The following is a 12,712-nucleotide window of genomic DNA, read 5'->3' as shown; positions in this document are numbered from 1 at the left end:
ACCAAACATACTTAACGTTGTTTGTATTGCTTCCTTTATTATTAAAATATAGAATAATATTTATTATTTCCTGAGAAATAGTTCATTTTTTATTAATAGTTTTAGTAAACTTCTTTTTCAATTAACCAATATATATCAGCCAATTGCTAAAGAATCTATACCCAAGCTATTTTTTATATACTTTTATAACATATATTTATTTTGTAAAATTGTCAATAAAAAGTCCTAAATTATATGTTATAAGTTTTATTTATTCGTATTAAATAGTAATCATTGTTAAAATGTATAAATAATCTAAAGATATAAGGAGATAGTTATGGACAATTCAAATTTAATCGCACCTGAAACTTATAATATCGTTAATGAAATAGAAAAATATGCAGTGGACCAAACAAAAGAAGCCATTGTTTTTGAAGATATATCAGGTGATGTACAACATATTACATATTCAGATTTAATGAAAAACGCAAATAAAGTCGGGAATGTTTTTAAAAACAACGGGCTTAAAAAAGGTGACAAAATATTAATACTGATGCCTAGATCTATTGTGACTTACGAAATTTATACTGCCGCATTAAAATCAGGGCTAATCATCATTCCAAGTTCAGAAATGTTAAGAACTAAAGATTTACAACATAGAATTACACACGGTGAAATAGATGCAGTCGTTTCAATCTCTAATTCTACAAATGAATTTTATAATATTAAGGAATATGAGCAATTAACGAAATTCATCGTCGGTGATGAAGAAGAAAATTGGATTCCTTTAGACAAAGAAAAAGCTGACGCGAGTGAAACATTAGAAGTAGACAAAACAAAACGCGATGATATTGCGCTACTTTCATACACGTCAGGTACAACTGGGCTTCCTAAAGCAGTCGTGCATACACATGGTTGGGGATATGCTCACATTCAAACAGCACCTAAACATTGGTTAAGCATTAGTGAAGGCGATACTGTTTGGGCAACTGCTGCTCCAGGCTGGCAAAAATGGGTATGGAGCCCATTCTTATCAATTTTAGGTTCAGGTGCTACAGCTCTTGTATACAACGGTAAATTTGACGCTAAAAAATATTTAGATTTACTAGAAAAACACGAGGTTAACGCGCTTTGCTGTACACCAACTGAATACCGTTTAATGGCTAAACTTCCTAACTTAGCTGATTACACTTTAAAAAATCTACATAGTGCTGTTTCAGCAGGCGAACCATTAAACAAAGAGGTAATAGAAAAATTCCAAGAAAACTTTAACATTAAAGTTAGAGACGGCTACGGTCAAACTGAAAATACATTGCTAATCGCATTCTTAAAAGACACTGAAAGCAGAATCGGTGCAATGGGTAAAGCAATTCCTGGCAGTAATGTCGCAATCATTGATGAAGATGGCGAACCAATTACAGACGGTTCAACAGGTGATATCGCTGTTTCATTAGATTCACCTTCTTTATTCCAAGGTTATTATAAAGATGAAGAACGTACTGAAGCTTCAAAAAGAGGCAACTACTATGTAACAGGCGACCGCGCAAGATTAGATGAAGATGGATACTTCTGGTTCAAAGGAAGAGAAGATGACATTATCATTAGCTCAGGATATACAATCGGGCCATTTGAAGTTGAAGACTCATTAACGAAACACCCTAAAGTACAAGAGTGTGCAGTCGTAGCTAGTCCAGATGAAATCCGCGGTAACATTGTGAAAGCTTTTGTTATTTTACAAGAAGGTGTTGATGGTGATGATGCACTTGTAAAAGAACTACAAACATACGTAAAACAAGACGCGGCACCTTATAAATATCCAAGAGCGATTGAATTTGTAAATACATTACCTAAAACTAATTCAGGAAAAATAAGACGCGTAGAATTAAGAGAAGCAGAACAAGAAAAATATAATAAATAACTAAATCTTATATAAACAAAAAGCTCCTAATCCATTAATTAAACACAAAGGATTAGGAGCTTTATTTTGTAACATATTATTTAGTTCTCAAATTTAATTTATCTTACATATTCAAAGATACCTGCTGCACCCATACCTACTCCAATACACATTGTGACCATTCCATATTTAGAATCTGGTCTTCTCTTCATTTCAGATAAGAGCTTAGCAGTTAGCATTGCACCTGTTGCCCCTAGTGGGTGACCTAATGCTATTGCACCACCATTAACGTTTGTCTTGTTAACATCTAGCCCTACTTTATTAATTGAAGCAACTGTTTGTGAAGCAAAAGCTTCGTTTAATTCAACTAAGTCAATATCTTCTACATTAAGATTTGTAAGTTCAAGTACTTCTGGAATTGCGTATGCTGGGCCAATACCCATTATTTTAGGATCAACACCTACTGCTTTAAACCCTACAAACTTAGCAATTGGTTTAACACCTAGTTCTTTCACTTTATCACCAGACATCAGCACTACAAATCCTGCTCCGTCTGTTAAAGGTGCTGATGTTCCAGCAGTTACCGTTCCATCTGCCTTGAATACGGTTCTTAATTTGGCTAATGTTTCAAGATTTGTTTCTGGTCTGATTAACTCGTCTTCTTTGAATATTTCTTTTGATACGACAGGGCCGTTTTGGTCATAACTTACTTTATGAATGTCTAGCGGTATAATTTCATCATCAAATTTCCCCGCTTCACGTGCTTCATTAGCACGCTTATGACTTTCTACTGCATATTTATCCTGTTCTTCTCTAGAAACATTAAATTCATCTGCTACCATTTCAGCCGTTAATCCCATCGGATAAGAAACACCTGTATCTTGTTCTTGCAACTCTGGATTGTTCGTTGGTTCATTACCGCCCATTGGCACGGCACTCATTAATTCTACACCGCCAGCAACTAACACATCTGCTTGTTCTGACATAATTTCATTAGCTGCTATTGCGATTGTTTGTAGTCCTGAAGAACAGTAACGATTCACAGTTTGTCCTGGCACTTCTTTAGGAAGACCAGCTAACAACGCGATTGAACGCGCCATATTTTGTCCTTGTAAACCCTCTGGGAAAGCATTGCCGAGTATTACATCGTCTACCATACTGTAGTCGAATGATCCTTCTATTTTATCTAATACACCTTTTAAGACTTGTGCACCAACTTCATCAGGTCTTTCATGGAATAACGCGCCGCCTGGCTTTGCTTTACCCGCTGCTGAACGTCCGTATGCTACTATATATGCATCTTGCATTGATATCCATCCTCTCTTTTTCAGCTCATCATTAATTGCGTAAAGGTTTTCCTTTTTCTAACATATGTGAAATACGGTCATATGTTTTTTCGTTTTGTAAGAGTTGTAAGAATCCTTCTCTTTCTAATTTTTGAAGGTATCTTTGGTTTATAAATGTGTTGCGTGGCAAGTCTCCGCCAGATAATATATGTGCAACTTTCATTGTAATTTCGTAATCATAATCACTAATAAAGTGGCCTAAACGTTGTGCGTCCAATTGACCTTGAGCTAGCGCTTTAAAGTCTCTACCTAATGCAGTATATTGCGCTTTTGGTTTTGGAATATAATTTGTTTCTGATTCATATTTCGCTTTATTTAACGCTACTTCAACACGTTTTTCTTTATTGAATATGATAGAGTCTGTATCTCTTAAATAACCATAGCGTTTAGCTTCATATGCATTTGTTGAAACTTTAGCTAGACCTACGTTCATTAATACTTTTGAAATAGACTCTTGCTTATCATTTTCTTTATGATTTGTTCTTAGCACTCTATCAGAAAGCTCAGCTAATCCACCACCACTTGGTAATAAGCCTACACCTGTTTCAACTAATCCTATATACGTTTCACTTGCTGCTACCACGAATGGCGAGTGAAGTACAACTTCACAACCACCACCTAAAGCTCTACCATGCACGGCAGTTACGATTGGTTTAAGTGAATACTTCATTCTGTTGAAACTCTTATGCAAGTTATCAATGGCTGGACCAACTAAATTTTCCACATCTTTAGATTCGTGCGCTTGCTTCATTAAATATAAATTTGCACCAACACTGAAATTATTACCATCAGCGTATATAACCATACTTGTATAATCTTCTTCTTCTAATAAATCTATAGCTTCTATTAAATCTTCAGCAAAACCATCTGATACGATATTATTTTTACTTTGTAATTTAAATAACAATTGATCTTTGTTTGCCACAGATAAATTAGAGTCTTCTTTATTCCAAATTTCACGGTCAATAAATTCCGATGTAGGCGTTACACGTTCTATTGTTTCTCCATCTTTATAGAAACTTTCAGTTTGATTTTCAATCCACTCTGGTAACTCACCAAGCTCATCTTTCATACGTTTTTTAACTCTTTCGAAGCCCATTAAATCCCAAAGTTTAAATGAACCTGCTTTCCAGTTAAATCCCCAAACTAAAGCTCGATCAATATCTTTAAAGTCAGAAGCAGCTTTTGGTACATTAATTGCTGAATAATAGAAATTATTTCTTAATGTTTCCCATAAATATAATCCTGCTTTATCTTCTGCATTAAATATTACATCTAAATTTGATTTTAAATCTTTACTGAATTTAGATAAAATTTCTAATTGTGGTGGTTCAGGCTGTACGTATTCATCCGAATCTATATCATAAACTAAACGTGTCTTTTTATCTTTTTTATAAAAGCCTTGTTTTGTTTTACGACCTAACGAACCGTTTTTAACGAGCGTTTCTGCAATTTTTGTATCTTTGAAATAAGGCTCTTCTTCTGGAATTTGTTGTAGCCCTTTAATAACAGTGACCGCAATATCTAATCCGACTAAATCTGATAATCCGTAAGTTCCTGTACTCGGTCTACCGATAGCACGTCCTGTTAAAGCATCGACTTCAACAATTGAAAATCCTTGTTCTTCCCCTCGATACATAATGTCATTCATCGTTTGTGTTCCGACTCTGTTTGCTACAAATCCCGGAACATCGTTAGCGACAACAACACCTTTACCTAATATTTCTTCAGCAAATGTTTGTGTTCTGTCTATAACATCTTTTGAAGTATCTTTATTCGGTATAACCTCTACTAACTTCATAATACGAGGCGGATTGAAGAAGTGCATACCTAAGAATCGTTCTTTATCTTTTGGTTCAAACACTTTTGATATTGCTTCAATAGGAATACCAGAAGTATTTGTCGCAAATATTGCATCATCTTTAGCTACTGATGTTACTTGTTTCCATACTTGATGCTTAATCTCTAGTTCTTCTTTCACCGCTTCAATATAGATATCAGCATCATCTTCACCATTTAAATCATCTTGAAAATTACCGTATGATAAGTTAGAAGCAAATTCTAAATTAAACAATAACGGTCTTTTTTTGTCTGTTATCGTTTCATATGCTTTTTTAGAAATTTTATTAGGATCTTGCTCATCAATTACTATATCTAATAGTTTTACTTTCAATCCTGCGTTTACTAATAGAGCAGCTATTTGACTTCCCATTGTGCCTGCACCTAGAACGGTTGCTTTTTTTATAGTCATAAAAAGTCCTCCAATATATTCTGTATTTCTTTACTTGTTATTGAATTAAAGAAAGGCTGAATCACCTGTTAATGCGCGCCCTATAACTAAAGCGTTTATTTCATGTGTACCTTCATATGTGTATACTGCTTCAGCATCCGAGAAGAATCTTGCAATATCATATTCAGCGAGAATACCGTTACCACCTGTAATACCTCTACCCATTGCAACTGATTCTCTAAGTCTCAATGAATTCATCATTTTTGCTGTTGAAGTTGCAACTTCATCATACTCACCATGGGCTTGCATTCGCGCAAGTTGTGCACAAGTTGCCATCGCTTGAGCTAAGTTACCTTGCATCATAGCTAACTTCTCTTGAATTAATTGATATTTACTAATTTCTTTACCAAATTGCTTACGCTCAGTCACATAATCCAATGTAGCGCGTAATGCACCTGCTAATGCTCCAGTAGCCATGTACGCTACACCAGCACGTGTTGAATAAAGTACTTTTGCAATATCTTTGAAGCCATTAATATTTTGTAATCTATCTTCTTCTTTAACTTCTACATTTTTTAAACGAATTATTGTATTTGGTATAATTCTTAACGCTATTTTATTTTCAATAATTTCAATATCTACACCTTCTTGTTCAGGCTTAATAATGAAACCTTTAGGCTTACCTGTTTCAACATCTACTGCATAAACTGGTATAACATCAGATAAGTTTGCACCGCCTATCCATTTCTTCTCACCATTGATAATCCATTTATCTCCTTCTCTCTTTGCTGTTGTTTCTAATCCACCAGCAACGTCTGATCCATGTTCAGGCTCAGTTAAAGCGAAACATGTTCTCAATTCGTGAGATTGTAATTTAGGAATATAATAAGCGATTTGTTCTTTGCTTCCGCCAAACAAGAATGAATTGTGTCCTAAACCTTGATGTACACCTAATAGCGTAACTAGTGAAACATCAAATCGTGCTACAACATATGACATGAAAAATTGGAATAATTGACTCGGTGTTTTAGCACCTTCACGGCCTTCAAATAATAATGGATTATTAAAATAATCTAACTTACCCATATCATCAAAGAAATCTTCTGGAACTGTCGCATTTATCCAATGTTCATTAATAGTTGATCTATATTTTTCTTCTAACAAATCATTTAATTGTTTAAGAAATTTCAATTCACCGTCTGTTAAGTCTTTAGAAATATTGAGTATATCTTCTGGAAATAATTCTTTTAATGTTTCTTCTCTGTTTGTCATAATAGTAACCTCCATTTAAAATGATAACGCTTACAATAAGATTTAAAAAAATATAATGCTTTATTCTAAGTCATTTTCTTTATTATTTTGTTTCGCTTTCTTATTCATCATTTTTTGAATTTCTAATTTATCGGGTTTTGAAGTAGATGTTAATGGCATTTTCGTAACTTTCAAATACATTTTCGGAACTTTATAGCCTGCTAAATGCTCCTTCATATGTTTATCTAATTTTTCTTCATAATCAGGATCATCTTCTGATAGTAACACAGCTGCAGATACGGATTCGCCAAATTTCTCACTCTCAAACCCTACGACTACACCTTGAGCTACTAGAGGATGAGATGCAAGGACTGCTTCAACTTCAGAAGGTAACACGTTTTCCCCGCCTGTAATAATCATTTCTTTTTTGCGGTCTACAATATAAATATCTCCATCTTCATCAACTCTCGCCAAATCTCCTGTTAAGAAATAACCATCTTTAAAGTTTTTCTCGGTCGCTTCAGGTTTATTCCAATAACCTGGCGTTACTTGTTTACCCTTAATTGCAAGCTCTCCGATTTCTCCTACTCCAACTTCTTCATAATCATCATTGTATATACGTACCTTAACGTACATGACAGGTTTGCCGATACTCATTGGTTTCTTCACTGCATTTGTAGGTGTATTAACTAATGCTAATGGTGCTTCCGTTAATCCATAACCATTAATTAAATTTAAACCCATGCTTTGGAATTTTTTCTGCACGCCTGGAAGCGGAGCAGACCCACCTTGAACAAGAAAGTCTATATTTTCAAAGCTTTTCATATCAAAGTTTGGTGCTACTAACATCGCATAATACATCGTCGGAATAAGTGTTAAATAATTAGGTTGATACTTCTTCATTAAATCATTTAACTGTTCACCTTCAAAGTAGCGATGCAGTACAATTGTGCCACCTGCCATCAATAATGGAATTGTTAAATCATTAAAACCAAATACATGGAACATTGGTAATGATACGATAGTAGAGAAATCAGCGTTTACTTTATAAGTTAAAATCGTATTTACAGCATTTGTTGTGAATGATTCATACGTAAACATAACACCTTTAGGTAATCCTGTTGTTCCACTCGTATACATTAATGATGCTAAATCATCTTGCCCCACATCTACTGATTCAAATGGTCGATGATTTTTCGGATCCACTATTTCATCATATTCTTTAGAATCTATATCTAAATGTAAATACTCATCTGCTATACCTTGTAAACTACTCAGATGCCTAGTGGAATAAAATATCATTTTAATATTTGAATCTTCTATCACACTTTCGATTTCATTTGGTTTTAGACGCCAATTCATCGGAAAGTATACTGCGCCTATTTTAAATGAAGCAAACAATAAATCTAAAATTGACACATCGTTTGGCGCAAAAATACCAACGACATCACCACGTTTAACCCCTTGTTCTTGTAGGTGATTCGCTAAGTTTTCTGCCCTTATATTCAATTCTTGGTAAGTCCATTCCGTGCCTTTTAACGGATCGATGACTGCTGGTTTCTCCTCATCAAATTGCGCTCTCGTTTTTATCCAATCGTAATTCATATTAAACGGCCCCCTTAATAGTTTGAACTATTATCTTGAATACTTCTTTGCAAGCCTCCCCAATTTTCTTGATAAATGTCTCGATTTATCATTTTAAGATCATCAGCGATAATCGGTTGAAATGCCAAGTTAGCGAGTACATCTTTTTCTAAATCTAAACCTGGCGCAATTTCAATCAATTTCAGACCATCATCAGTTAATTGGAATACAGCACGTTCAGTAACATAATAAACTTCTTGTCCTAATTTTCTAGAATATGCAGCATTGAAGTCTAAATTTTTAACTTGTTCTACAAATTTCTTTGTATGACCTTCTTGTTCAATGACCAACTCATTATTGCTACAAGTAGACTGACTTCCTACTACCATCGTCCCTGAAAATACAATTCTCTTAACTGTTTGGCTAATATCAACGAATCCCCCACAGCCATTCATTCTATCGCCATACATCGAGACATTAACATTTCCATGTTGGTCGATTTCAGCAAAGCTTAAATATGCTACATCCAGTCCACCGCTATATATAAAGTCCCAAGTCATTTCATGTCTCATTCTTGCATCTAAGTTATAGTTCATACCGAAGTATTCCCTACTTCCTACCATTCCACCAAAGTTACCAGTATCAACGTTTAACTGCACTAAGTCATGTGCTTCTTCTTCTACTAGCATATTTGATAGTTCATTGTTGATTCCAAAACCAATACTGACTACATCATCTCTTTGTAGAAATTGTGCAGCTCGACGGAGAATAACTTTACGTATATTAAACTCAATAAATGGTTCAAGCATTTTATTGATTCTGTATTCACCTGATAAAGCAGGGTCATAATATGCTTGTGGAAGTTGTCGATGATATTTCGGATTATCGTTCACAACTACATAGTCTACAAGTTCACCTGGTATAAATACTTCAGTCGGCTTGAAACTACCACTTTCCACAATTTCTTTAACTTGTACGATGACTTTCCCACCGTTACTATGAGCTGCTGCTGCAACGCCATAACCTTCACCTAAGTGTGCTTCATGATTCATAAAAATATTACCTTCACTATCTGCATATGTACCACGAAGAAGTGCAATATCGGTTTTAGGAAAATCATAATGTAAGTATTCTTCATGATTCACTTCTAGTAAACTAACGATATCTTTTTTAGTCACTTCATTCACTTTTCCACCTGAATATCTTGGATCTATGTTCGTATTAAGTCCTATCTTAGAAATCGTGCCAGGAAACAATTTTGAATCTCGTCTATAATGCGTCGCCATTAAACCTTGAGGCAACATGTAAGCTTCAATTTCATTGTTTTTTATCGCTTCAATCGTTTTAGGTGAACCAATAATAATACTTGCAATCAGTCGTTTAACCATCCCACGACTAACAAATGAATCTAAATCATAACCATCCCCACGGTAATCACTAATATCATTTGCCAACATAATAGTTAAATCATCAATTTGCCCAGTTTTCTCATGAGCCAAAGCAATATGTTTTAAAACATTAACCGGTAAATTAGCAACTGATAATGCAGCAATAGATATTACATCACCAGACTTTACAATATCTTTTAAATCATTGAACGAAATAATTTTCATTAGACTAACCCCCAACTATCTATGATGCAAACATTTCATAAAAGACCCCCTCAAATAAATGTAAGCCCTTACATTTATAAATATAACACATTGTAAATATAAAACAAAAGTAAAAAGGTATACGACAATATCTTTTCAATCATTAAATAATTGCTTATAACTAGAACTTAGTACCACATCACATACTGTAGTGATAATGCTTTTAGAAACAATTTTATTCCGCAGAAAAACGTAACTAAAATACAAAAATTAAATTATCAAAAATCACTTTTATATATGAATATAGTAATAAATTGATTTATAAAAAAATGAACTTATTAAGTTTTATATCAGAACGATTGATATTATAAGCATCATTTTTATAAATATTTAATAATATTCAGTATTTTTGTTTGATATATGAAGTAATTTTTTCGTATATTATCCTATTAATAGATTTTAAAAAATAAAGTTAAATTGATATGTTGCACGTGGTACCTCTCTTGCAACATGCGGGGACGTTAAAACTTCAATAAAAAAACAGCAATTCGTTTATAAGACGAATTGCTGTTTTTATTTTCTTATGTTACTTTTACGCTTTATGATTCTAATTCAAGATCTTTGCTTGTAGCTTTTCTTGTTTTCTTCAATAAATCAGTATCTTCAATTAAAGATTCACCGTATGAAGGGATAATTTCTTTGATTTTTGGTTCCCATTTTTTGATATATTGTGGGAAGTTCTTTTCAAATACTTCTAAAGCTACTGATACTGATGTTGAAGCTCCTGGTGATTCACCTAATAAAGCAATGACAGTGTTATCTTTAGAGTTTACAACTTCAGTACCGAATTGGATAAAGCCTCTACCATGTTCTTCTGTATCTTTAATAACTTGAACACGTTTACCAGCAATGTGTAAATCCCAATCCTCATCTTTAGCATTAGGAACATAGCGGCGTAATTCTTTCATACGATCTTCTTTGTTCATAAGTACTTGCTGAATTGAGTATTTAACTAATGACATGTTTTTAACACCAGATGATAACATCGTTACCACGTTACTTGGATTAATAGATTTGAATAAATCTAAGTTAGAACCATTTTTCAAGAATTTTGGTCCAATTGCTGCGAATGGTCCAAATAAAAGACTTTCTTTACCTTGAATGTAACGTCTATCTAAGTGTGGAACTGTCATAGGTGGTGTGCCTGGTGGTTCTTTACCATACACTTTCGCATCATGTTCATTAACAATTTTCGGATTATTACAAACTAAGAATGCACCACTAATTGGGAAGCCTCCAAGATGTTTACTTTCAGGTATTTTAGTTTTTTGTAGTAATGGAATTGCATTACCACCTGCACCGATGAAGATATAATCAGCAACATGTGTTACAACTTCACCTGTTTCTAAATTACGTACTTCAACTTCCCATTTGCTGTCTTCACGTTGTTTGAAATTCACAACTTCTTGACGGAATTGTACTTCTGCATTGTCATGCTTTTCGATGTTTTTAACTAATTTACGTGTTAATTCACCGAAGTTTACGTCTGTACCTTCATCAATTTTACTAGCAGCTAGAGGTTCGTTAGAATTACGACCTTCCATGATTAATGGCATCCATTCAGCTAATTTTTCATGATCTTCTGAGTAATCTAACCCTTCAAACATCGGTAATGATTTTAAAGCTTCATAACGACGTTTTAAGAAATCAACATTGCGCATACCCATAACAAAACTGATATGAGGTAATGGACGGATGAATTCTTTAGGATTCTCTATCGCTTTGCTTTTAACTAAATGAGACCAAAATTGTTTAGAAATCTCGAATTGTTCGTTAATTTCTTTAGCTTTCTCTACATCGATAGAGCCATCTTCTTGTTCTACTGTATAGTTCAATTCACATAACGCTGCGTGACCTGTACCAGCATTATTCTTTTCATTTGAACTTTCAATAGCCGGTTGGTCTAAACGTTCAAAGATTTTAAGGTTCCAATCCGGTTCTATGTCTTTTAAGAAAGAAGCAAAAGTTGTACTTAGAATACCAGCGCCAATTAATATGACGTCTTTTGGTTGTGTATTATCCATTCATAATCACCTTTCTAAATTATAATCAATTATATTCTAAAATTTTTATTTGAATATAACGATAAAAAGCTTAAATAAATTATTGATTTACATAAGAAATGTATAAATAAAGCGCTTTATAAGCTAATATTAAAACAATAGTAAGGAAAAGTAAATTACATCATTTTTAATGATAGTAATATTTCTCTAACATTTTTGGGATATTATGGTTTTGAAGAAATCTATACATTATATGTTCCCTGTATATCGAAAAAATAACGTTTTTTATTATTTTGAGCAAAGGTATTGTGTTTTCTCCTGTGTAATAATACACTAGAATTACTAATAGTATTGAGCAGGTGATTATTTCTAAAGCACATTATGATTATTTTTCTTCCTCTTGTTTTAACGATATGAATTTTGTACGGATTTCGATCATTTCAAGGAGGTTTTATTATGGTTATTAAAGGTAAAAATTTAATTAAAGTGAATCGCCAAAATGAACAAAGATCATCCGGAATTTCAGTCATGATTGAAGAAGGTGGCTTAGGTGCTGATAATTACTACCAAATTATTAAATCTAACCCTGGTCATGAGGAATCAGAAGAAAACATTTTTCAATTTGAAGATGAAGTAAGTAATAAAAGTAATACAGCACTTATTGATTTGCTTATTTTAAATGCTCAAGAACACAACGCGGAAAATTATAAGGAAGCATTAAACATTATTAAATCTGAACTTCTTAAACGTATGGACTAAATTATTCTAAT

At 33.5% G+C, this 12,712-nt stretch carries 8 protein-coding genes; 2 read left to right on the top strand and 6 right to left on the bottom strand.

Going from position 1 to position 12,712, the window contains the following annotated elements; all coding sequences use genetic code 11:
* The first annotated feature begins 316 nt into the window (after window positions 1–316).
* Entirely contained in the window at window positions 317–1,897 is a 1,581-nt protein-coding gene (gene mbcS, locus CD135_RS08145; RefSeq protein WP_103269206.1) for an acyl-CoA synthetase MbcS, read from the top strand.
* A 98-nt stretch (window positions 1,898–1,995) separates the two neighbouring features.
* Here the strand turns inward: mbcS and CD135_RS08140 are convergent, their stop codons facing one another.
* From CD135_RS08140 to mqo, 6 genes are all read right to left on the bottom strand, one after another.
* A complete protein-coding gene (locus CD135_RS08140) occupies window positions 1,996–3,183 on the bottom strand; it encodes a thiolase family protein (protein WP_103269205.1) in 1,188 nt (395 codons plus the stop codon).
* 31 nt (window positions 3,184–3,214) lie between these two features.
* Window positions 3,215–5,473 carry a 3-hydroxyacyl-CoA dehydrogenase/crotonase FadB gene (gene fadB, locus CD135_RS08135; protein ID WP_103269204.1) on the bottom strand — a complete coding sequence of 753 codons (2,259 nt, stop codon included), beginning with the start codon at window positions 5,471–5,473 and terminating at the stop codon, window positions 3,215–3,217.
* A gap of 45 nt (window positions 5,474–5,518) precedes the next feature.
* Window positions 5,519–6,724 carry an acyl-CoA dehydrogenase FadE gene (gene fadE / locus CD135_RS08130; protein ID WP_017000995.1) on the bottom strand — a complete coding sequence of 402 codons (1,206 nt, stop codon included), beginning with the start codon at window positions 6,722–6,724 and terminating at the stop codon, window positions 5,519–5,521.
* A 60-nt stretch (window positions 6,725–6,784) separates the two neighbouring features.
* Complete coding sequence (gene fadD / locus CD135_RS08125) at window positions 6,785–8,308, bottom strand: long-chain-fatty-acid--CoA ligase FadD (RefSeq protein WP_103269203.1); 1,524 nt, start codon at window positions 8,306–8,308, stop codon at window positions 6,785–6,787.
* A gap of 14 nt (window positions 8,309–8,322) precedes the next feature.
* Window positions 8,323–9,900 carry a fatty acid degradation protein FadX gene (gene fadX, locus CD135_RS08120; RefSeq protein WP_103269202.1) on the bottom strand — a complete coding sequence of 526 codons (1,578 nt, stop codon included), beginning with the start codon at window positions 9,898–9,900 and terminating at the stop codon, window positions 8,323–8,325.
* Window positions 9,901–10,478: 578 nt separating this feature from the next.
* On the bottom strand, window positions 10,479–11,963 hold the full coding sequence (gene mqo, locus CD135_RS08115) for a malate dehydrogenase (quinone) (RefSeq protein ID WP_070045041.1): 1,485 nt from the start codon (window positions 11,961–11,963) through the stop codon (window positions 10,479–10,481).
* Between the two features lie 435 nt (window positions 11,964–12,398).
* Here mqo and CD135_RS08110 point away from each other — a divergent pair, with 435 nt between their 5' ends.
* Window positions 12,399–12,701 carry a hypothetical protein gene (locus tag CD135_RS08110; protein WP_017000990.1) on the top strand — a complete coding sequence of 101 codons (303 nt, stop codon included), beginning with the start codon at window positions 12,399–12,401 and terminating at the stop codon, window positions 12,699–12,701.
* Window positions 12,702–12,712 lie beyond the last annotated feature (11 nt).

Origin of the sequence: Mammaliicoccus lentus (assembly GCF_002902755.1) — a bacterium.
Classification (GTDB): Bacteria; Bacillota; Bacilli; order Staphylococcales; family Staphylococcaceae; genus Mammaliicoccus; species Mammaliicoccus lentus.
This window is presented reverse-complemented; position numbering and strand designations above follow the sequence as displayed.